Annotated in this window: 20 protein-coding genes; 9 read left to right on the top strand and 11 right to left on the bottom strand. The window is 44.6% G+C overall.

What is annotated here, in order from left to right; translation table 11 throughout:
* Positions 1-107: 107 nt before the first annotated feature.
* From LDX50_RS09390 to LDX50_RS09375, 4 genes are all read right to left on the bottom strand, one after another.
* Positions 108-2,111 carry a glycoside hydrolase family 97 protein gene (locus LDX50_RS09390; protein WP_225698187.1) on the bottom strand — a complete coding sequence of 668 codons (2,004 nt, stop codon included), beginning with the start codon at positions 2,109-2,111 and terminating at the stop codon, positions 108-110.
* Positions 2,112-2,202: 91 nt separating this feature from the next.
* The gene (locus tag LDX50_RS09385; protein WP_225698186.1) at positions 2,203-2,988 is read right to left on the bottom strand and encodes a hypothetical protein; all 786 of its coding nucleotides are present in this window, start codon (positions 2,986-2,988) and stop codon (positions 2,203-2,205) included.
* 32 nt (positions 2,989-3,020) lie between these two features.
* Complete coding sequence (locus LDX50_RS09380; RefSeq protein ID WP_225698185.1) at positions 3,021-3,989, bottom strand: cytochrome c; 969 nt, start codon at positions 3,987-3,989, stop codon at positions 3,021-3,023.
* Between the two features lie 153 nt (positions 3,990-4,142).
* The gene (locus tag LDX50_RS09375; RefSeq protein ID WP_225698184.1) at positions 4,143-5,216 is read right to left on the bottom strand and encodes a serine hydrolase domain-containing protein; all 1,074 of its coding nucleotides are present in this window, start codon (positions 5,214-5,216) and stop codon (positions 4,143-4,145) included.
* Positions 5,217-5,398: 182 nt separating this feature from the next.
* Here LDX50_RS09375 and LDX50_RS09370 point away from each other — a divergent pair, with 182 nt between their 5' ends.
* The 8 genes from LDX50_RS09370 to LDX50_RS09335 all read left to right on the top strand — a co-directional run bounded on the left by LDX50_RS09370 (position 5,399) and on the right by LDX50_RS09335 (position 12,900).
* Positions 5,399-6,361, top strand: coding sequence for a DUF6807 domain-containing protein (locus LDX50_RS09370; RefSeq protein ID WP_225698183.1), 963 nt, complete (start codon positions 5,399-5,401; stop codon positions 6,359-6,361).
* Between the two features lie 110 nt (positions 6,362-6,471).
* The gene (locus LDX50_RS09365; RefSeq protein WP_225698182.1) at positions 6,472-7,056 is read left to right on the top strand and encodes a TetR/AcrR family transcriptional regulator; all 585 of its coding nucleotides are present in this window, start codon (positions 6,472-6,474) and stop codon (positions 7,054-7,056) included.
* Entirely contained in the window at positions 7,046-7,786 is a 741-nt protein-coding gene (locus LDX50_RS09360) for an outer membrane lipoprotein-sorting protein (RefSeq protein WP_225698181.1), read from the top strand. The genes LDX50_RS09365 and LDX50_RS09360 overlap by 11 nt, the downstream gene beginning before the upstream one ends.
* Before the next feature lie 4 nt (positions 7,787-7,790).
* On the top strand, positions 7,791-9,014 hold the full coding sequence (locus tag LDX50_RS09355; protein ID WP_225698180.1) for an ABC transporter permease: 1,224 nt from the start codon (positions 7,791-7,793) through the stop codon (positions 9,012-9,014).
* A gap of 12 nt (positions 9,015-9,026) precedes the next feature.
* Positions 9,027-10,247, top strand: coding sequence for an ABC transporter permease (locus LDX50_RS09350; RefSeq protein WP_225698179.1), 1,221 nt, complete (start codon positions 9,027-9,029; stop codon positions 10,245-10,247).
* Between the two features lie 11 nt (positions 10,248-10,258).
* Complete coding sequence (locus LDX50_RS09345; protein WP_225698178.1) at positions 10,259-10,966, top strand: ABC transporter ATP-binding protein; 708 nt, start codon at positions 10,259-10,261, stop codon at positions 10,964-10,966.
* Positions 10,967-10,991: 25 nt separating this feature from the next.
* The gene (locus LDX50_RS09340) at positions 10,992-12,137 is read left to right on the top strand and encodes a hypothetical protein (protein WP_225698177.1); all 1,146 of its coding nucleotides are present in this window, start codon (positions 10,992-10,994) and stop codon (positions 12,135-12,137) included.
* Between the two features lie 139 nt (positions 12,138-12,276).
* Positions 12,277-12,900: a pseudouridine synthase gene (locus LDX50_RS09335; RefSeq protein ID WP_225698176.1), complete on the top strand. Its 624-nt coding sequence runs from the start codon at positions 12,277-12,279 to the stop codon at positions 12,898-12,900.
* On the opposite strand, the gene LDX50_RS09330 is transcribed toward LDX50_RS09335, so the two are convergent.
* The 4 genes from LDX50_RS09330 to LDX50_RS09315 all read right to left on the bottom strand — a co-directional run bounded on the left by LDX50_RS09330 (position 12,866) and on the right by LDX50_RS09315 (position 16,642).
* Positions 12,866-13,420, bottom strand: a complete 555-nt coding sequence (locus LDX50_RS09330) for a nuclear transport factor 2 family protein (RefSeq protein WP_225698175.1) — start codon at positions 13,418-13,420, stop codon at positions 12,866-12,868. The genes LDX50_RS09335 and LDX50_RS09330 overlap by 35 nt on opposite strands.
* A 29-nt stretch (positions 13,421-13,449) precedes the next feature.
* Positions 13,450-14,079, bottom strand: coding sequence for a class I SAM-dependent methyltransferase (locus tag LDX50_RS09325; RefSeq protein WP_225698174.1), 630 nt, complete (start codon positions 14,077-14,079; stop codon positions 13,450-13,452).
* 64 nt (positions 14,080-14,143) lie between these two features.
* On the bottom strand, positions 14,144-15,805 hold the full coding sequence (locus LDX50_RS09320) for a serine hydrolase domain-containing protein (RefSeq protein ID WP_225698173.1): 1,662 nt from the start codon (positions 15,803-15,805) through the stop codon (positions 14,144-14,146).
* Between the two features lie 126 nt (positions 15,806-15,931).
* The gene (locus LDX50_RS09315) at positions 15,932-16,642 is read right to left on the bottom strand and encodes an NUDIX hydrolase (RefSeq protein ID WP_225698172.1); all 711 of its coding nucleotides are present in this window, start codon (positions 16,640-16,642) and stop codon (positions 15,932-15,934) included.
* A gap of 84 nt (positions 16,643-16,726) precedes the next feature.
* On the opposite strand from LDX50_RS09315, the gene LDX50_RS09310 reads away from it, so the two are divergent.
* Positions 16,727-19,138, top strand: coding sequence for a glycoside hydrolase family 3 C-terminal domain-containing protein (locus LDX50_RS09310; protein ID WP_225698171.1), 2,412 nt, complete (start codon positions 16,727-16,729; stop codon positions 19,136-19,138).
* A 46-nt stretch (positions 19,139-19,184) separates the two neighbouring features.
* On the opposite strand, the gene LDX50_RS09305 is transcribed toward LDX50_RS09310, so the two are convergent.
* The 3 genes from LDX50_RS09305 to LDX50_RS09295 all read right to left on the bottom strand — a co-directional run bounded on the left by LDX50_RS09305 (position 19,185) and on the right by LDX50_RS09295 (position 21,676).
* Entirely contained in the window at positions 19,185-19,964 is a 780-nt protein-coding gene (locus LDX50_RS09305) for a DUF6090 family protein (protein WP_225698170.1), read from the bottom strand.
* A 55-nt stretch (positions 19,965-20,019) separates the two neighbouring features.
* Entirely contained in the window at positions 20,020-20,790 is a 771-nt protein-coding gene (locus LDX50_RS09300; protein WP_225698169.1) for an SDR family NAD(P)-dependent oxidoreductase, read from the bottom strand.
* Positions 20,791-20,953: 163 nt separating this feature from the next.
* Positions 20,954-21,676 (bottom strand): class I SAM-dependent methyltransferase, encoded by a 723-nt coding sequence (locus LDX50_RS09295; protein ID WP_225698168.1) that lies wholly within the window; start codon positions 21,674-21,676, stop codon positions 20,954-20,956.
* Positions 21,677-21,701: the final 25 nt, after the last annotated feature.

Raw genomic sequence — 21,701 nt, 5'->3', positions numbered from 1 at the left:
TAAAATAAAGTTGGCAGTAATTTCCTATCGACATATGGAATTCGATTTTCTGAGGTATAGTAAATGCTTCCGTCCGTTAAATTCCTGGGAAGGGCTGCAATGTCATCTTACTTTTTGACGAACCGAATGGCCGTACCGCCGCCTGGCGCCAGTTTCAATTGTATCGTGTCCGAAGCTGTTACATCCCGGGTTGAGATGGCTACCTCCGAGGCATTTTTATTCCAGGTAATCCCATCGGGATCCGCATAGATCTGCGCCTCATAAATGGAATTCGGATCAAGAAACGATAAACTGATTTGCAATGAGCGACTCTTCTCATTCGTCAGGCTGCCCAAATACCAGTCATCACTGTAACGGTCCTTTCTAACTGTGGTGATATATTCCCCGATTTCTCCATTGAGAACTTTGGTGTCTTCCCAATCTACAGGAACATCCTGGAGGAATTTGAATGCCGGATTGCCGTCATAATTTTCCGGCAGATCTGCCAGCATCTGAATAGGCGAGTAGAGCACAACATAAAGCGCCAGTTGCTTGGCTGCTGTGGTATGTACATCACGCCCTTCATAGCCCTGCTTTATATCCACATCAAGGATTCCGGGGGTGAAATCCATCGGGCCTGCGAGGAACCGGGTAAAGGGAAGTGTTGCCGTATGGGACGGCGGATTACCTTCGCTCCAGGCATTGTATTCCTGTCCGCGCGCGCCTTCGCGGGACATCATATTGGGATAGGTTCGTCTTTCACCAGTATCCTTAATCGGTTCATGAAAGTTAACGGTCAGCTGATATTCCACAGCCTTATCAAGGACATACCGGTAATAATTGACTCCGAATTGCCCGTGGTGCCACTCTTTCATATTGAGGCGCGAACCTACCTGGCCGATCTTTACATCATGAATCCCTGCCTCCTGGTATAATTTCATGCCCGCATCTATCTGCTTGAGATAATTAATAATATTGGAACCGGTTTCATGGTAGCCAATAATACTCACACCATTTTCCCTGGCATAATCAGTTACTTTATGAAGGTCGAAATTGTCGGCTTCCTCGGTAAAGCTGAACATATGCATGGCATTCTCGTACCAGGCCGGCGTCCAGCCTTTATTCCATCCTTCGATAAGCAGGTGGTCGATCCCCAATTTTTTACAGTAATCAATGTATTCCATGGCATGCTGGGTGGTGGCACCCTGGATCGGACTTTCCCAGAAGGAATATTTACCTATATGCATGGCCCACCAGATACCGAGATACTTATGCGGCTTTATCCAGCTGGTATCTTCCAGTTCGTTTGGATCATTCAGGTTTAAAATGAGATAGGAGGTAATGAGCTCCCCGGGTGTTTCAGCAATTTGAATTGTACGCCAGGGGGTAGTGAAGCCACCATCGGTCTTTACCCTGTCACCATCAGCCCAGGGTACAAGATCTGCCTTTAATTCTGTGCCACCGACTCTTGCCAATGTCATACTTGCATAATTTTTCAGGTTGGCTTCGTGGAAGCTCAGGGAAAGCCCGCTATTACTTTTAATGGTGAGAGGAGTATGCACAGTATCCAGCGTACTTACGGATGATTTATTTGTCAGGTATTCATACCGGTTGTCCTGGTAGGCCCCAATCCACCATGCCTGACCGTCTTCACTCAGGTTGAAGCTTGTTAGCTCGTCCATGATGACGAGGCTGTCGTTGTCCTGCTTCAGATAGATATAACGAAAAGCGACACCATCATCATAAGCCCTGAACTGCAATTCAATGCTTCTCCCTGATTCGCCTGTTTCCTGTAGCGTGACCGACAACTGGTTAAAGTGGTTTCGTATTCTGCTTTTCTCACCCCAAACCTGATCCCACGTCTCATCAAATGTTGTTTCTTCACTTTTAATCATTTCTAAATTCCCATACAATGGCTCACTGTCCTTGAAGCGGAATCCAAGTGTTGAGTTGTTTAGTACCATTTGGTCACCATGTGAAACGCGATATACCGGTGTTCCGTCAATCAACTCAAAGGTTATGGTATTCACCATGTTAGGGGAAGATAATTGAAAACTTTCGGGACTATCGGCCGGAGCACAGGCAGTAATGAAGAATAATGTAAGAATGATTAAAAACAGACGGTTGATCATTTTATGTAATTAGATTGAATTACAAATTACAAATTTTTAATAATGAGCGTAATTAAGGCATCATGCTTTGCCGTCGGACTTGATTAATTCATCATTCAACCGGATGCATATCTAATTCCAGTCCTTCGAAATATTCAATACGATTTGGAATCGTACGTGTGATTGTATTTTTGAGGGATTCCGAGATACGCCCGGGTCGGTAGCGAAGGGCGAAGTAAAGAAGATAGGTTTCGGCAATATCCTCCCGCTGCGGGTTGTCCCGTGCATAGGTAGAAATGAAATTTCCGTCGGCCTTTTGTGCTGCTATCCAGCCGCTTGAGCTGGCATGTTCTGCGTCGAGGGACGTATGGGATGCCTCGTGAACAAAGGTTTCTTCCAGGATTCCATCGTTTTCATAGAGTGTGGACTGGCCGGTATGGATCAATAGATTATTATTTCCACCGCCAAAAGGCTCTGTCCCCCGATGTATCCAGACGGTTTCGACATCCTTGCGAAGCGCGGTGGGCAATCGACCGATGACTTCGGCATACTTAAGTGATAAAACTTCACCGGCATCCTTTCCAAACTCGGGGTTCACCTGGATCTCAATTTCAAGTCCGTCATCAAAGACAGCATCAAAAAGAAAAGGGGTACTGTTTATCCAGTTATTTACCCGCCTGTCATACATCACCCGCTCTGCCTGACCGGAGTAGGAAAGACTAACAAAAGTGGTAGGGTCGTCTTCGGTGATAATGTCGGGATCCAGGAAGATCGTTCCGCCAAAAGGGGGCACTGCAGGTGCCGGAGGGGGTTGAATATTCTCGCCTTCACCATCGGAACCGCAGCGGATAAGCGAGATCAGCAGAAAGATAATAGTGATTTTGTGGATTAGTTTCACGGGTAGAGAATTAGGCCAGGTATATAGATATGCTACTCCTCAGTTTTGATGAATGCCGTGCTTACGATATTGTTTTCAACCGGGTCAAGAGAATTCAGGTAGACATAGATAGCCCCAAGGTCTTCATCCGTCATTCGGCTGAACCATTCCCATGACATAGGCGAGGTTGCAAAAACCCGGCCGGCTCTGAAGCGTGTGATCCAATCTTCCATGGTTTTGAACTGTGCGAGCTTGCTTTGCGGATGAGGAGTTAAATTGGGGGTCTCGAACATCAGGTTCGGATCGAGGCCGTTGGCAATATTGTATTCAGCGTCTGTTTCCATGAGCAGGCCTCCTGAGAATTCGGGGGCAATCGCCTGGAATGTCATATCATCCCTCTTTGTATGGCAGGCAACACAGTTCGCCACAAAATTGGCCAGATATTTTCCTCTTTCCACTGTCGCTTCCATTGGCGGGGCTTTCTTCATAGGGCTTGGCTCATATACTGGTTCAAAAGTGGAAGAAAAGCTTCGAAGTACCTTTCCCATCATTGACCAATTTGGTGGAGGAATTTCTTTTTTTACAGGTTCGAGGGAACGGAGGTATGAAACGACTGCAATCATATCATCGTCGGCCATATTCCAGAATGGCATCATTAGGGCAATGGAAGCACGGCCATTCGGCTTCACTGCATGGCGCATCATGCGAAAGATCTCTTTATCTTCATAACGACCAATTCCGGTTTCGGAATCCGGGGTAAGGTTTGCTGTCGTAACCTCCCCCATAGGGCCCATATTGAACGTTTCTCCCCCGGAAAGATTTTCAGTATGACAAGTTGAACAATGTGCCGGACCGTTCACATAATATTCACCCAGTGCAATTACGGCTGAATCCGTGGAAGATGTTAATGAGGGGTAGGGGATGTCATACACTTTGTCCCAGGTAAATTGAACATAGGTGAATGAAACAAGAAGTGCAATTACGATGACTGCGACCAGTCCGAGTAGTATTCGTTTGAGCATTGGTAATAGGGTTATAGGTTTTGCCAACGCCTCTGCCAAAATCAAGGTAGCGAATAAATTGGAATATACCCTCTTTTCACAAGAGACTTTATTTCAATAAGTTATGAGATATATATAACCGCGAAGGATAAAACTCCAGGTAAATAAGTCACGTCATGGATTAGTCAACTCCATGATCAGTGCTTCTTTGAGATTTGCTTTGTCACCGAATGAATCCGGGTTGAAACGGTTGTTGTTGCTCAGAATAATGATGGTTTTATTACTGCTTAGAATCCGTACCAGCGCAGAATTGGATCCAAGGATTCCACCTCTTCTTTCCATGATGTACGGTGCAGGTGAAACGTACGGATACTTGTAGGTCCATACGCTATACCCTGAATAATTATATTCGGGATAGGATTTGAACATCATTTCTTTGCTTGCTTCAGTCAGGAGTGAATTTCCGTACATTGCCTGGTCGAGTTTTAGCAGATCTTGAGCGGTTGAATACATGCAACCGGCGGCATAAAAGTTTTCAATATGGAAAAGGGGATCTTCTATACGGTTATTGTCCGGATCAATTGAAAAGGAGTACGCAAAATCTTCGGGATATTGATCTTTACCAAGGAAACCCGTGTCATTCATTCCCGTTTTATCCAAAATACGGACCTTCACTGATTGTTGCCAATTTCTGCCATCGATTGATTCGATGATCATTCCGAGCAGCACATAATCGATGTTGGCGTAATTGAACTGCTCAAACCGACTTGATTTGTTTTGCAGGGTAGCATCAACAAATTCTTCCGGAGACGTTTTGGATTGATAAATCAGGTCCGACTCATTTGGTAATCCGGAAATGTGCAAGAGCAGGTGATGAATGGTAATCTTGCTGGATTTTGGTATATCGATCCCGGGCAACAGCTCAGCAAGATTATCAGTCAAGCTAAGTTTGCTTTCCTCGACAAGCTGCATTATGATGATAGCCGTAAACATTTTAGTGATAGAGGCAATGCCGAAACGCGTGGAGTTCCCGACAGGCGTTTGTTTGCTGGCGTCGGTATATCCGAATGATTTCTGATAAATCACTGAACCTCCGTCGGCCAAAAGGACTGTGCCTTCAAAGTAATTTTCCGAAGCGGCTGACGTCACAATACTATCGATCGTTGACAATCGCTGTCCTTTGGTTTTTATTGAAATAAGTGAAATGGCAAATGCAAGGAGTAAGCAGAATGAGTAGGTAATTTTCATGGTGGAATAAACTGAAGGTTAACACTGCTGGAGATATTAACAAGTTAAAGCCTTAAAAGGATTTTGTAAACAGCATTTTTGTACGTTTATGCAAGATAGGAAAGGTGCAAAACTGCCTGATCCACCTTGCATTCCTCAACTTATTCTGCCATCTTCCTCTCCACACCAACGTACAATATTTGATGAAGAAAGTTGTCTTGCTTGTCGCTGTGCTGATGTCCTGTACAGTCAGGGAATCTATTGAGCTGGACGAAAACGATAATTTGCTCACTTTGCAGGTAGGTGGAAGTCCGGTTCTTACCTATCATAAGACCATTCAGTTTCCCCCTGATACAATGCCGGATTATTATCAGCGAAGCGGGTTCATACATCCACTGTATACTCCGAATGGGAAAGTTGTTACCGATGGATTTCCTGCCGGACATCCACACCAGCACGGATTATTTTTTGCGCTGGTTAATACCACCTTCCGCGGCATGCATACCGATTTCTGGAATCAGCAAAATGGTACGGGTACGGTACGACATGTTGAATTATCGGAGAGATATGATGCGCCCGCATCATCCGGATTTATTTCAGAACTTGAGCACCTGGCAATTCACAACGGTGATACGACTCGCGCGCTTGGAGAATTTTGGGAAATCAGGGTTCTGCCTTCTACCGATGCTTACAGGGTGGATTTTATCAGCCGGCTCTTTGCATTTGATACGGTTCACGTCAATGAATATTTGTATGGCGGACTTGGTTTCAGGGGAAGTGCGGAATGGAATGACCTTGAATTTGAACAGCCGGGTGATGTCAATTATATCGGGACAAAAGGAAAGGGAGGGTTTCTTACCTCAACGGGTAAAACGAGGATGGACGGCAACCATAGTCATGAGCGTTGGGTGAGCTTTCACGGACAGATTGACGGAGATTCCGCCGGTGTACTGATTATGGCGCATCCTGAAAATTTCCGGTTTCCGCAGGCCGTCCGACTGCATCCTGTAATGCCTTACTTTTCCATATCACCCATGGTCGATGGCCCGTTCGACCTGGTACCTGGTGATACACTTGTCTCCCGGTACAGAATCATTACCTATGATGGCAATCCGACAGTTGAATGGATGGAGCAGGAATGGCAAGATTGGACAGGGGTAAAGTAGACGAATACGCCCATACAGATGATTAAAATCAGAAATAATTCTTTGTGATTGCCCATATCATTTATTAATATTGACCGACCGGTCAGTCAATTAATAATGAACCAAAAATTATGACCTCCAGAAGGCATTCAAGGAACGAAGAGATACGTGAGGCAAGCATTGGTAAAATACTCGATGCTGCATTAGAGTTGTTTTCTTCCCATGGCTATGAATATACCTCGATGAGTCAGGTTGCCAGGCAAGCGGGGATATCCAAGGGGCTTATTTACAATTATTTCGAAAGCAAGGAACAAATGCTGTATGCGATGATTGAAAACCTTCAGAAAGGTGAGGAGAAGTATCTTGAGCTATTTAAGGAGGATGATGCCCGGTCAGTTCTTGAAAACATGTTTACACTTTTCTTTCAGGAAATTCAGGAGAATACACGTGTCTGGCGCATGATCACTGCTCTTTCCCTTCAGCTGGATAAGTTTGACTTCATCCATGACATGGCCCAGCAGAAATTCAACGCCTGGAATGAATTGATCGGAAGGCAGTTACTCAAGATCGGGTATCCAAATGCAGAAAAGGAAACAAAGCTCCTGACAGCGCTCTTTGACGGGATTGGGTTGCACTATCTCATTATTCGGGAGGATTACCCCCTGGAAGAGATGAAGGATTTTCTCATTCAAAAATATTGCCGCTATGAAAACTAGAATTGTCACATTGCTCTTACTGCTGCCGCTAATTTCATATTCGCAGGACGCTACGGAGATCATTAAACGTGTGGATGCTAAAATGAGAGGAAACTCTTCTTCATCTACCATGACAATGAAGATCATACGGCCCGACTGGACACGTGAAATAACCATGGAAGGATGGTCATTGGGAACCACGTATTCTCTGATACTTATCAAATCTCCGGCGCGTGATGCCGGAACCGCATTTCTCAAGCGGGAGAAGGAGATCTGGAACTGGCAGCCTACTATCGACCGTGTGGTGAAGCTGCCGCCTTCAATGATGAGTCAGTCCTGGATGGGCTCTGATTTTACAAATGATGATTTGGTAAAGGAGTCATCGGTGGTTTATGACTACAATCACTTCATTCGCGGCGATACAACCATCAACGGGTACGACAGCTGGAAAATCGAAATGATTCCAAAGGAGGATGCAGCAGTTGTCTGGGGACGCATTATGATATACGTGGCTAAACAGGATGATATTGAGCTGCTGATCAGGTATTATGATGAGGATAATTACCTGATCAATACAATGGTCCTTTCAGAAATAAGGGAAATGGATGGCAGGGTTATCCCTACCCGCATGGATATGATTCCTGCAGAGAATCCGGATCAGCGGACCGTGATCATTTACCAGGAAATGGAATTTAATATCGACCTTTCAGAGAGTTATTTTTCTATTCAGAATATGAAACGAATGCGTTAATCTTATGTTGTTCAAACTGGCATGGCGGAATATTTGGCGTAACAAAAAGCGAACGGTGATCACAATCGTGAGTATTGCCTTTGCGGTGGTTCTTTCCAGTATCATGCGCTCCATGCAGCTGGGTTCCTATGAACGCATGATCGATAACAGTGTCAAGTTTTACACAGGATATATCCAAATTCATAAAAACGGCTATTGGGACGAACAAACGCTGAACAATGCATTCATGCCTTCCGATACTTTAATCGATGGACTGGCCGGGATTCCGGATGTTGAAGCAGTCGTACCACGGCTGGAATCCTTTGCGCTGGCATCCTTCGGCACACAAACCAAGGGAACACTCGTAATCGGCATGGATCCCGAAAAGGAAGCGTTTCTTACCAACATCGACTCCCGAATCGTAGAGGGCAGTCCTGTGAATATTGATGATCAGTCCGTTCTGATCGGCAAGGGCCTTGCAGATTACCTTAAAATGTCGGTGGGTGATACGATCGTGCTTATTGGCCAGGGGTATCACGGTGTTAATGCTGCCGGGAAATATTTGGTCTCGGGATTAGTCGAATTTGGTCTGCCCCAGCTGACAAACCAGGTTGTTTTCATGCCGATGCCGGCGGCACAGTACTTTTATGGTGCCGATGGTTTGCTCACAGCCATCTCGATTGTCACCACTCACCCAAGACACGTTCCGAATATTATGAAGGGTGGAGGCGAATTGATCGATGAGGGAAAACTTGAGATCATGGATTGGCGGACAATGATGCCTGAGCTTATCCAGGGAATTGAGATCGACAATGTCTCCGGTCAGATCATGCTCATGATGCTATACATCGTAATCGGATTCGGAATGTTTGGAACATTTCTGATGATGACCATGGAACGGTTATATGAATTTGGTGTGCTGTTGGCCGTAGGAATGCGTCGCTTCCGAATTCAATTAGTTGTATTCCTGGAGATTGTTCTTCTGTCGCTGATTTCGGTATTGGTGGGCTTTGCCTTGAGCATGCCGGTTATCAGCTACCTGTACTTTCACCCGATTCAGCTTCCGGGAGAATATAAGGAAGCATTTGAAAAGTTTGGCATTGAGGCGATTTATGTCTTTAGTATTCAGCCGGTAGTATTTACAAGCCAGGCATGGGTCGTGTTTTTTATGGCACTGATTTTAAGCGCTTACCCGATGTACAGAATCTGGAAATTACAACCGGTGGAAGCGATGCACGAGGGACGTTGATGAATTTATAAGATGAAAATGTTATTAACAATAGCGTGGAGAAATGTCTGGCGAAGCAGGGGCCGCAGCCTTGTGGTAATCGGCTCCATTGTGGTAGGAATATGGGCATTAATTGCCATGCTCGGATTTATGAACGGGTTTACGATCTCATATGTGAATGGAGCAATCCGCTATGAGATATCCCATATTCAAATCCACCATCCGAAATTTCAGGATGATTATGACATCCATTATTTCATTCCGGATGGATTTGAAGTGGCTGAAAAAATTTCAGACAAGCCCGGCATTAAGGCTGTTTCCCCCAGGAGTGTTGTGGATGGAATGATCTCTTCTCCCCGAAAAGCGAGCGGTGTGCGAATCATGGGTATTATTCCGGACGCTGAAAAACGTGTTACGCGCCATGACTCACTTATTGTGGAAGGAGATTATTTTACCGGTGACTTGCGAAATCCTGTTGTATTGGGAAAAGAACTTGCCGAGGAATTGAAAGTGGGTCTTGGAGACAAGGTGGTGCTTACCTTTCAGGACATGGACCGGAATCTTGTGGCAGGAGCATTCCGGGTAGAAGGGCTGCTGGAAACAACTTCACCAGCTATCAACAAAGCACGGTCATATGTTCAGATAGAGGATCTGAACCGAATTCTCGGAACATCCGATGATATTCACGAGATTGCCCTGCTTGCCGATAACCCCGACCAGGTACCCGCATTGCGGAGTGAGCTTGAATCGATGTTGCCAGAGATGGATGCTGAGTCCTGGCAAACAATCGCGCCGGAGCTTGAATTGTTTCTGTCGATGACCGACAGCATGTTATGGGTTCTTATTGGCATCATCATGATTGCACTGGTTTTTGGAATCATCAACACCATGCTGATGGCAGTCCTGGAACGTTTTCGTGAACTGGGAATGCTTATGGCGATTGGGATGAACAGAATGCGGATTTTCCTGATGATTGTTATTGAAACCCTGTTTCTTTCCCTTGTCGGAGGTCCACTCGGAGTTCTTGCCGGATTGCTTACCATTCATTGGTTGGGGATACATGGCATAGATCTGAGCGCGTATTCAGAAGGCCTCAAGGAATTTGGCTACAGCAATATTCTGTATCCGTTTGTTGAGAATAAAACGTATGTGATCGCTGCTGTGGGTGTGGTAATTACGGCAATATTAGGGGCTTTGTATCCTGCGTTTAAGGCCATACGGCTAAATCCAACTGAAGCTTTACATACCGTATAAAAATTACGTTTATGGAACCAACAACAGCAAAAAAGATAGTAATCCGAACACAGGACATTTCAAAAACCTACCATGAATCTAAAATTCCTGTTCAGGCACTGAAGGATGTTGACCTGGAGGTTGCTGAAGGAGAATTTACGGCAATTGTAGGTCCATCAGGTTCCGGGAAGACAACTTTTCTGAATATTCTCGGCGGCCTTGATAACCCGACAACAGGGACGATCGAAATTGACGGGACGGATATTTCGAAGTTGAAGGAATCGGAACTGATTGATTTCAGGCTGCATAACATCGGGTTTGTATTTCAGCAGTATAACCTCATTCCTGTATTGACCGCAAAGGAGAATGTGGAATTCATAATGCTCCTTCAGAAAAGACCGGGCCATGAAATGAAGGAACGAGCCATGAAGCTACTGGCGGAGGTGGGACTGGAGGACAAGGCCAATGTCAGACCTTCTGAACTTTCCGGAGGCCAGCAGCAGCGTGTGGCCGTAATTCGGGCGCTGGCGTCCAGACCGAAATTTATCCTTGCCGACGAACCCACGGCCAATCTTGATTCCGTTTCAGCAGCCAATCTACTGGATATGATGGCTCGTATGAACAGGGAAGAGGGTATCACTTTTATTTTTTCAACGCATGATCAGCGCGTCATCGATAAGGCACGCAGGGTAGTAACGCTTGAAGACGGAGTTGTCAAATCTGATGAGGTACGTTCTTAGCACCATATTCCTTTTAATTTTTCTAATGGGTAGTCTCCAGGCACAGGAAGAAAAGCCTAAAAAGTTCTTTGTTAACGGGTACCTGAAGGAAATGATTTCCGTGAATCATATTGGCGATAGTTCACTGGTGGATAATCTCATCCATAACCGTCTTAATTTCAAGTGGTTTCCAAAAGACAATTTGCGGTTTTACGGTTCACTCAGGACAAGGCTGTTCATTGGGGAAACGACGAAATATTATGAAAACTTCAGTGATTTTATAGAATATGACACTTATTTCTTCGACCTCACCTGGACGGTTTTAGATGAAGACGCTGTTCTGTTGCACACCATGATCGACAGGCTTTATATGGAATGGATTAGGAAGGACTTTACGCTGAAAGTAGGGCGGCAGCGTATCAACTGGGGCATCAATACGGTCTGGAATCCCAATGATATATTCAATGCCTATTCCTATTTTGATTTTGATTATGAGGAGCGCCCGGGCACCGATGCAGTTCGTTTGGAATACTTTACAGGAACCAATTCCAGCATTGACGTGGCTGTGAGCCTTCCGGCTGAATCCAGAAGTATCACAGGGGAAGAAAACAATACAATGTCTGCTGCCATCATGTATAAAACCAATAAGTGGGATTACGACTTTCAGTTCCTGGGTGGTTATAGCCGGGAGAAATGGGTACTGGGTGCCGGCTGGGCAGGAAATCTGGGAAGCGCCAGTTTGAAAGGGGAGATGACCTACTTCTATCCCCGAAATATCAGGCCCGAGGATCCAAAGGCCCTGGTAGCCACTGTTTCCATTGACCATTCCATTGGTAATTTCTTCTACAATGTTTCATATCTTATTAATTCTGCGGGACCTGTTGAGCTGGGCCCGGAAGGGTTGATCCGGCTAAGCAGCCGGGCGCTTACCGCTAAGAACCTGTCACCCTACCGGCATTCGGCATTTGTTCAGGGTAGTTACCAGATCCATCCATTGGTTAATGCCGGCATGGGGATAATGCTGTTTCCACCCAACAAGGCCATGTTCCTGTCTCCCTTCGTGACCTGGAATATGCTTCAGAATTTTGACCTTGACTTTATTGTCCAGGGATTTTATGGGGAAGATTTTATTTCAGGTGAATTTAAGTCACTCTCTACGTCTTATTTTCTGAGAGGGAAATGGAGCTTTTGATTAGTCAATAGTCAGCCCTCCTGCCGGCAGGCAGGTAGTCAGTAGTCATTGCTGTGAGATATCTTCGTTAATTTATTCAGGTATAGTTAATTTAATCATAATCAGTTTATTCCAGGTGGCGCCTTATAAAATCGATTTCATGAATAAACACCATCACTATATCCTTCATAAACCATATGGGTATCTCTCGCAGTTTGTAAATAATCAGACCAAAAGGAAAAATAAAAAGTTGCTTGGCGAGCTGTATGAATTTGTTCCCGGTACCATGGCGATCGGGCGTTTGGACCAGGACTCAGAAGGATTGTTACTCCTCACAACAGATGGCAAAGTGAGTGCGCAGGTTTTGAGCAGGCAGGTCGAAAAAGAGTATTATGTTCAGGTGGATGGAATTATTTCTGAAGATGCAATCCAACAGTTAAAAACAGGGGTTGAGATAAGTATCTATGGAAAGAAATATGAAACCTTGCCATGCGCGGTATTTCGGCTGAATGAGGTTCCGGATCTTCCTACAAGAAAACGACAGATAAGGGATGAACGGCACGGACCGACAAGCTGGATTTCCATTACCCTTACAGAGGGAAAATTCAGGCAAATTCGCAAAATGACAGCCGCTGTAGGTTTCCCTACATTACGGCTTATCCGAATACGGATTGGAAATATAAATCTGGACAATCTCGCCCCGGGCGAGACAATGGAGTTGGATGGATTAATGGATTTTTTCGATACTATTAATCCTGACTCACAGACTGATGATCAAAACTAAAAACACGCCGAAGTTTCCAGTCTTTTGGTTCAATAATCCAAAGGTGAATGAATTTGGCTGTGGTCCTCAGTTTTGTTGGTGTGTCATTTTCCCGGTCATAGAATTCCTGGTCGCCACTTTGTATTGCGCCATATAGTATCTCACCCTCATACAATGGGAAAACCTCCATTGAACTGTTAACTAATTTTCTATAGGTCCTTTCGCACACCCAGCTGAAATCTTCAACCATGACCTCCGAAGCCAGTTCATCAGCTGAATCCAGCAGAACACCTCCTTTATCGTGATAAAATTCAAAATCAGAACTTATCAGGGTTCGCGCCAGTGCACTGTCGCAATGGTTATAGGCAACATCGAAATACAGGCTATCCAGTGATTTAATCTGTTTGTAAAGATCATCCTGCATATTTGAAATTCCGGGGCGTTCAACCGGTAAATCCATGCCTTCAGAAGATGTGGGTTCTGAATTCTGACATCCGGTGAGGATGAGATTGATGAGTATAATCCAAATGAATGGCTTCATTTTGATAGATATTTAATACTTTATTCATTTCACTTCACAGTGATCTTTCGGAAGGTACAGAAAATGTAGTTCTGAAGTGATCCATGTGGTGTTTTATGATCTGTCTTAAAGCAATGGATTTTCTCAAAGTAAGGATGAAACCGCTGGCAAAGAGTTTTTTCCGAATATTGCCGGATATTAATGCCGCTGCATGTATCAGGCCCCTGTTCTGAAAATGTTCCTATAACCAGGATGCCATCATGATTCATGTTATTGCCGGCGATGTCCGCATATGCTGAAATTTCTTTTTCATCTGTCAAAAAATGAAATGTTGCCCGATCATGCCAAAGGTCATATTTGCCTACAGGTTTAAAGTCAGTCACATCTGAAATGATCCAGTTCACTGTTTTTCCGGCATCTCCCAGTCTGTTTTTTGCATGATTTATAGCAGTTTCAGATATATCCAGAACAGTAATGTCGGTGTATCCAAGTTTGATCAACTCGTCGACAAAATAACTGTCTCCGCCACCGATATCTATAATTTTCGCGTTTAGAGACAGCTGACATTTCAGAAATATGTCGAGGGATATGACAGGCACAGATTGATACCACCCCAGATCCTTTGTTTCTTTTGTATTATAAATCGTATCCCAATGCTTTTTTCTATCTAGTTTATTCATTGATGCATCCAATCAGATAGAATCCATTTTTCAGTGTATGGCGCTTTACATGCTAAATATGTTTCTAACGCTTCACAAATAATAGATTCTTTACCCTGCCGGCAGCAAGCCTGAAGCTTCCGACGCTTCCATCACCTTCGCGGCTAAAAAGAAAAGTTCCATATTGATCGTTTGAAAACATCTCAGACATAACCGCATCAAGGGGTGAAATTTTGTTATCGTTGATATACAACATGAGGGATTCATTCTCCAGTCTGAGGACGTATTGGACATCCAGTTCTTCACTGTAATAGGTTCCCTCAAAATCGGTGAGTTCAGAAACACTGTAGCTTCTTGGCTGATATCTTTCAAACCGCGATGGTGGTTCCTCATTTACTGTAACGACCATGGACCGGTCACCGCTGGTTTCAAATTTCACCAGGACGCTGGCTCCCACATTGATCATTTTAAATTCATCAGGACCGATTGGAACCAGGGCATTCTCACTGTTTTCATTGCGGTAATAACGTAAGGTGTCATCCCTTACATAAATTTTCCTCGAGTAACTGTTTGCTTCACTCCAGAAATCGCCGGCAAACTGTTGAAGCTTTTGTGCCGAAATCTTTTTAACAGTTGCTGTTTTCTTTCTCTGTTGTGGTTCTTCCGGTAAATCCCTGAATTCATTCTCCAGCATAATGTCGGCAATCTGATAACACATGGCGGTTGGGTTCGCATCTCCACGGTTCGCAAAAAGCGCGATTGATAACCGTTGCTCCGGGAAACGAAAAAAATCTGCCCTGAAACCTACGAATGCTCCGCCGTGACTGATGAGTTTTAATCCTCTGTATGTGTCAATTCCCAATCCTGCTGCATAGTCCAGTTCTTTACCGTTGTTCAGTTTGCCTGGCTCTGTCATGACCGACCAGAATTGTCGGGTGAATATATCTGAATCATAAAATGCATCATCCCATTTTTTAATATCATTGATCGTGGTGAAAATACCCCCGTCGCCAATCATATCAAGTGTTGTCATACTGATCTGGTATCCTCCCTCACGTTTGGGCAAATAACCCGAAGCCCGGTTCTTAACGATCATAGTATGATCATTATGGAAGTGCGTATTTGTCATTCCCAGGGGCTCAAAAATCTCCTTCCGCGCAAAATCAGCCATGTTCATTCCTGAAACCTCTTTTACAATTTGCCCTAGAAGCCAATAGCCGGAATTGCTGTAGAGGTACTCATCCCCGGGCAGGAAATTCAGGTCTTGCTGCCGGATAAGCCATTTCATAACATCTTCATCGGTGTAAAAGGTATCATCACCATGCCCTTTCAAATAGGAGATTGCCAGGTAGTCCCTGATGCCGCTTGTATGATTCAATAAATGACGAATGGTTATGGATGAGGCATAGGCCGGAAAATCCGGAAAAAATTTATCAAGTGTATCATCGAGGCTCAGCTTTCCCTGTTCAGACAGGAGTACAATGCAGGCAGCGGTGAACTGTTTGGAGGTGGAGCCAATACGAAACACCGTGTTGGCTGTGTTGGGGATATCATACTCCAGGTTGGCAAACCCATATCCTTTGGCATAGATGAGTTCACCGTTACGTATGATTCCTAACGCGGCACCCGGTGATCCGGGCTGAGACCATTCCGCAAAAATACTGTCGATTGAGGAAAATTGATCTGGCTGCCCGTGTGCATGAATCATGATTTGAAGACAGACCAGGAACAGGAACATTTTTTTCATAACGGGAAGGATGGTTGAATTAATATTTAAGTAAGTGCTTGCAGTCTCAATTCACTTTCTGAACAAGATAATGATTAAATATTATTTTAAATAGGTGATTTTGAAGGGTTCAGGTTCAGCACGAGGCTATTTTCGAATGGAATATTGGTACGGATTCCTTCCCGGTGTTTCTTTTTTTAACTTCGGCAGCCGCTTGAATCTTCCGGAGGCCAGCATTTTCTTTTGGAACCGGCTGCGGTCGAGTTTCTCTTCCAGGATGGATTCATGAAGCTGGTGCAATTCAGGCATGGTAAATTGCTCAGGCAGCAGGTTGTAGGAAATATGCTCACTGATAATATCCTCCTTGAGACGTTTTCTGGCTTCCTGAACAATGGAGGCATGATCCATCCACATATCCGGCAACTCATCCAGACTGAACCAGGCAAACGATTTATCGAAATTGGAGACAGTAGGGTGGGTTTCCCCGATATTTACCAGCGAGTAGTATGCCAGAGTGACAAATCGGGTGTTCAGCCAGAAGTCATCGTTCCATGGCTGACCGGTATGAATGAGAAATTCTTTTATTTCATGACTGAATTTGCGCTGTGAATCTCCGAATACCGACAGGAATTTGAAATGGGGATTTTCCAGACCGGTTCGTTCTCTCAGATTACGTTCCACTGCTTGCTGAACAGATTCATCAAGCTGTATAAACCCGCCGGGAAGGATCCACTTGTCACCAATCTGCAGCAAAAGGCATTTCAGAACACTGTCTTCCTGGCCAATGATCACCAGATCAATCGAAAGGTTTGGCAGGAAATGATCCTGTCCCTTTTCCAGAAATTCTTTTAAATCCATTTACGAAAACAACAATGTTTGTGACATTATGCCACAAAAAATATGTATATTTGTGGCGTTGTGACACAAATATAATCAGAAATAATGAAAAAGGGTTTGAAAGTTTCTTTGATTGTCCTTGGTTCCTTACTTGGACTCCTGCTTATCGCGGCTACTGTAGGTTGGATTTACGTACGTTCTACATTCCTGAATTTTGAAAACGAATACACTGAAAACAAAGATATTCAGGAGGTTACAATAGATGGCTACACGTTTCCTGACCGAAATGGAAATGGTATGCTTGATATTTACGAGGACTCAAGGCGTTCAACATCCGAGCGTGTCAATGATCTGCTTTCACAGATGACCCTTGAAGAAAAGATTCACTTGCTAAAGGGATCGGGATTGGCATCGGCCTTAGGAAATACAGATGCGACAGAAGGAATTCCGGGTGCTGCCGGTACGATTGTGGCGACACCGCGATTGGGCATTCCCACGGTATACCTGTCAGACGGACCCGCCGGTCTGCGTATTGTACCGATCCGTGAAAATGATGATGCCACCTATTACTGCACGGCTTTTCCCATTGGAACCCTGCTGGCTTCAACCTGGAACACAAGTCTGGTTGAGAAAGTAGGTACTGCCATGGGGAATGAGGCCGTCGAGTACGGTATTGATGTAATTCTTGGCCCGGGAGCGAATATTCATCGCCATCCCTTATGCGGGCGGAATTTCGAATATTATTCAGAAGACCCGATCCTTACCGGCTATATCGGAGCCGCTATGGTGAATGGTATTGAATCCAATGGAGTAGGGGCATCGGTCAAACATTTCGTTGCCAATAATCAAGAGACGCGCAGACTTCAAAATGATGCCATCGTTTCTGAACGCGCACTGCGTGAAATTTACCTGAAAGGTTTCGAGATCATCGTTAAAGAATCCCAGCCATGGACGATCATGTCGTCCTACAACAGAGTTAACGGGACCTATGCTTCGGAAAGCAGGGAATTGCTTACAGATATTTTGCGGGATGAATGGGGATTCAGAGGGATCGTGATGTCCGACTGGTTTGGCGGACAGAATGCACCTGCGCAAATAGCAGCAGGAAATGATCTCCTCGAACCCGGCACCAGGCGTCAGTGGGATGCGCTTCGGGAAGCGGCTGCATCAGGGGAACTGTCGGAAGCCGATATCGATACAGCCGTAAAACGAATTCTAACCCTGGTCATTGAGTCGCGAAAGATGCAATCCTATGTTAACGGGAATAACCCTGATCTGGAAGCACATTCAAAGATCACCCGGCAATCTGCTGCCGAAGGCATTGTGCTTCTTAAGAATGATCAGTTGCTGCCACTGAGGCAGCCCAGGAATATTGCCTTGATGGGTGTTACATCCTACGATTTTATAGCCGGTGGTACAGGATCCGGTGACGTGAATGAGGCCTATACGGTTTCTCTCCGGGAAGGACTTGAAAATGCCGGCTTCGAGATCAATGCTGCAGCTGTCGAAATCTATAATCAGCACAAAGCAGCCAATACTGATGCATTTTTTAAGCCTGAAGGCATTAATGCCATGCTGGAACCGTATAATCCACCACAAATCAGCTATACAGATGCCATGTTCGGGGAATTTGCCCAAACGGCGGATATCGGAGTTGTTACTATTGGCAGGAACAGCGGCGAGGGTTATGACAGGGTTGAAACAGATGACTTTTTATTAACCCAGGTGGAAAAGGATATGATTGAGCGTGCGAGTAAGGCATTTCATGCAGTGAACAAGAAGCTTCTCGTCGTACTGAATATTGGGGGAGTGATCGAAACAGCCTCATGGAAAGATCAGCCGGATGCCATTCTGCTGGCCTGGCAGGGCGGACAGGAGGGAGGAAACTCCGTTGCAGACATATTGGTTGGAAATGTGAACCCAAGCGGTAAGTTACCCATGACGTTTCCAGTACATCTTAATGATCACGCTTCAAATGCTAACTTCCCGCTGGACGGCGAGCCTTTTGACTGGAAGACGATGATGTTTTCCAGTGGTGAAAGAGCTGAGGATGAAAAGATCAGGAATAAAGATTATACCCTGTATGAAGAGGGTATTTATGTGGGTTACCGTCATTTTGATAAAGCCGGTCTTGATGTTTCCTATCCCTTTGGTTTTGGCCTTTCATACACAACGTTTGAATATTCCGCTATGGTAACCGAAGTCGTGAATGACACCGTCGATGTTAAATTGACCATTATCAACACTGGTAACCTGGCGGGTAAGGAAGTGGTACAGTTTTATGTTTCCAAATCCAATTCTTCGATTGATCGGGCCCCCCGGGAATTAAAATCCTTCAGTAAAACACCGGAACTTAATCCAGGGGATTCCATTGAAATTTCCATAAAAATACCGGTGGCTGAATTACGTTACTGGAACGAAGATCAGGGGGGCTGGGTACTGGAAAATGGGAGTTATAAAGTACAGGCTGGCGCGTCTTCCAGGGACATAAGGGTGGAAAATGAGATAGAATTGTAATTTACTGTAGGAAATGCCCCGTTGGTGATCATTCCGGACTATGCATTTAATCTGCATTCCGCAGCCGGTCGAGTTCCTGTTCGATTTGACTGTTGAGCCCATTTGTCCATCGGATAATCCTGGTATAGTTTCTGATTTTGAATATTCGTAACCAGATAGCCTCTTGTAATTTTAATATCAGGAGGTCATCCTTTAGCATCTCCTCATAGTTGTGGATCATCGTCGGATAGATAAAAATGCTGTCGTTCTGGAAGTTGGGTAAATAATAACCGCTGCCGTCGGTTACTTGTGAATATTTATCGGCAAAAGGTGTCATAAATTCAAAATTCCGGATGGGCGCTTTATCTCTTCCAAGGCCCACAACCCTTTCGAATCCCAGCTGGTATAAATTTGTAATATTTTCCCGTAACGTATCATTTCGAAGCGTTCTTAGTCCGACGGATTTCAACGCCTCAAAACCGGATGTTTTTGGGAAAAACTGATCGTCGTTATTGGTATTTCTTAGATAATCCACGAGTGAATCTGTTAATGGATTTTTTTTGATGAGATGATCCCTGAGTTTTGTTGTCATGTCAAGTCGCTCATTGTGTGTTGCCAGACCAGACATCAAATCTCGCAAAGAGGCACTCAGATCATCCTGTATTTCCTCGTAAATATTGATTTCAGTTTTTCTTGATTTTCGTTCGTCATTCCATGTATTTACCTGTAAGGCCATGAGTATTCCAATCATGACCAGAAAAATTTCGCCAAGGGCATAGAGAAGGTACTTCCTGATACTGTTTTGGGAAACTAATTGTTTCCTGATTTGACTGAATAGTTTGATCATGGATTATTGAGCAGAAGCCCTGTCTGGAATAATACTAATTTTTTTGAGGTCAGCACTACATAGTCAGGGTAAGTCCGCCATCAACGGTAAGTGTTGAACCGGTGATATAGCTGGATTCATCCGAACAAAGGAATAATATCGATTTCGCCATCTCTTCGGGAAGACCTGCACGTCTCAGGTGTACCGTAGGGAGTAATCCCTGATCATAAAGTTCATCACCGACAATGCCCCGAAGTCGGCGGTGCATGGGAGTATCGGTAACACCCGGACAAAGAAGGTTCACCCGAATTCCCTGTGGCGCAAGTTCTGCGGAAACGCTGGACGTCAACCCGATCAACCCGTGCTTAGAGGTTACATAGGCAGATCCTGTTGGAAAGCCCAGAAATGAATTCACCGAGCCGATATTCACAATGGAACCGCCATTTCCAAGTTTTATCATCGCCCTGGCTTCGTATTTCATGCTAAGAAATATTCCTTTCAGGTTTATATTCATGACGTTGTCCCAGTCCTCTTCAGACAGGTCGGTGATGGCACCGAAATTACCTTCAATCCCGGCATTATTAACCGCATAGTCGAGACGGCCAAACACATCCATCGTATGTTCCACCATTTGTTCAACACTCTTTGCATTGGACACATCTGTTTTAATGGCAGATGCCTGTCCCCCCATATTTTCAATTGATTCCACCAGGCTATCAAGTTCATCTTTTCGGCGGGCGGCAACGACAACTTTTGCTCCCTTTGCGGCAAAAGCTTCGGCGGTTGATCTTCCGATCCCGCTGCTGGCCCCCGTGATCAGGGCTACTTTATCTTTAATTGTACTCACTAATGGTATGGTTTAAATGAATAAATATCTAATTGTCCACTTCGTTTAGTCACGAAAGAATTTGATCATTGAATTGAAGAATAAATTATGATGCCCATCCGGAACGACAGATAAATTAGTCATTTATTTCCAATTAATCTGAAATCAGATCCAGGGGTAATACTTATTTTGCTCCGTAAACACCTGTCGCGCAGCCGAAGAAGAAGTTCTTCACATTTGACTTAAGTCCGGCTTCGACCAAACATGAATGGAAATATTCACATGTCCCGAAATCGGCGCAATACCGGCCCAGCATTCTATAGTCGTCAGTATTTCCGAGGAAGATCTTTCCGATTAATGGAATGATTATTTTCAGGTAGAACATATAGAGCCATTTCAGCACCAAAGGTTTGGGCTTTGAGATTTCAATAAACGAAAAGGTTCCGCCGGGTTTTAAAATACGATGAACTTCCGCAGCTAAAATTTGTTGCTGTTCCTTCTTAAATGTTTTCAGTCCGAATGTGGAAACGATAAAATCTGCTGATTGATCAGGTATATTATTTTTCAGCACATTAGCATTCCTGATTTCAATATTTTTTGACTTTAGCCTGTTGAGATGATTCGCCGCTTTCCGATTCATCTCGTCTGAAATATCTACTGCAATAATCCTGCAACCATCACCCAGCCGTTCCTGAATATCCCCCCAGGCTTCTCCCATTCCAGACATGAGATCATATCCGGTTGGGGTACTTTTCGTTAATGCAAGTTGATTCAGGCATTGTTTTCTCCAGATCGCTGTGAACCCAAACGAGGTAATGAGGTTTGCCAGGCCATAGGTCTTGGACATTCTGTCGAACATTCCGCTCACAAACTCCGGATCATAGATGTCTGTATTGGGTTTACTCACAGGCGGTTCCGTTATTAACCATCTC

This window comes from Fulvivirga sedimenti (genome assembly GCF_020328055.1).
Note: the sequence above shows the minus strand (reverse complement) of the source record. Positions and strands in the feature narration are given on the sequence as shown.

Bases quoted from the DNA above. Each gene is read 5' to 3' on its own strand.
- LDX50_RS09390 (WP_225698187.1), bottom strand. From the start codon at position 2,111: ATGATCAACCGTCTGTTTTTAATCATTCTTACATTATTCTTCATTACT.
- LDX50_RS09380 (WP_225698185.1), bottom strand. From the start codon at position 3,989: ATGCTCAAACGAATACTACTCGGACTGGTCGCAGTCATCGTAATTGCA.
- LDX50_RS09375 (WP_225698184.1), bottom strand. From the start codon at position 5,216: ATGAAAATTACCTACTCATTCTGCTTACTCCTTGCATTTGCCATTTCA.
- LDX50_RS09370 (WP_225698183.1), top strand. From the start codon at position 5,399: ATGAAGAAAGTTGTCTTGCTTGTCGCTGTGCTGATGTCCTGTACAGTC.
- LDX50_RS09365 (WP_225698182.1), top strand. From the start codon at position 6,472: ATGACCTCCAGAAGGCATTCAAGGAACGAAGAGATACGTGAGGCAAGC.
- LDX50_RS09360 (WP_225698181.1), top strand. From the start codon at position 7,046: ATGAAAACTAGAATTGTCACATTGCTCTTACTGCTGCCGCTAATTTCA.
- LDX50_RS09355 (WP_225698180.1), top strand. From the start codon at position 7,791: ATGTTGTTCAAACTGGCATGGCGGAATATTTGGCGTAACAAAAAGCGA.
- LDX50_RS09350 (WP_225698179.1), top strand. From the start codon at position 9,027: ATGAAAATGTTATTAACAATAGCGTGGAGAAATGTCTGGCGAAGCAGG.
- LDX50_RS09345 (WP_225698178.1), top strand. From the start codon at position 10,259: ATGGAACCAACAACAGCAAAAAAGATAGTAATCCGAACACAGGACATT.
- LDX50_RS09340 (WP_225698177.1), top strand. From the start codon at position 10,992: ATGGGTAGTCTCCAGGCACAGGAAGAAAAGCCTAAAAAGTTCTTTGTT.
- LDX50_RS09335 (WP_225698176.1), top strand. From the start codon at position 12,277: ATGAATAAACACCATCACTATATCCTTCATAAACCATATGGGTATCTC.
- LDX50_RS09330 (WP_225698175.1), bottom strand. From the start codon at position 13,420: ATGAAGCCATTCATTTGGATTATACTCATCAATCTCATCCTCACCGGA.
- LDX50_RS09325 (WP_225698174.1), bottom strand. From the start codon at position 14,079: ATGAATAAACTAGATAGAAAAAAGCATTGGGATACGATTTATAATACA.
- LDX50_RS09320 (WP_225698173.1), bottom strand. From the start codon at position 15,805: ATGAAAAAAATGTTCCTGTTCCTGGTCTGTCTTCAAATCATGATTCAT.
- LDX50_RS09315 (WP_225698172.1), bottom strand. From the start codon at position 16,642: ATGGATTTAAAAGAATTTCTGGAAAAGGGACAGGATCATTTCCTGCCA.
- LDX50_RS09310 (WP_225698171.1), top strand. From the start codon at position 16,727: ATGAAAAAGGGTTTGAAAGTTTCTTTGATTGTCCTTGGTTCCTTACTT.
- LDX50_RS09305 (WP_225698170.1), bottom strand. From the start codon at position 19,964: ATGATCAAACTATTCAGTCAAATCAGGAAACAATTAGTTTCCCAAAAC.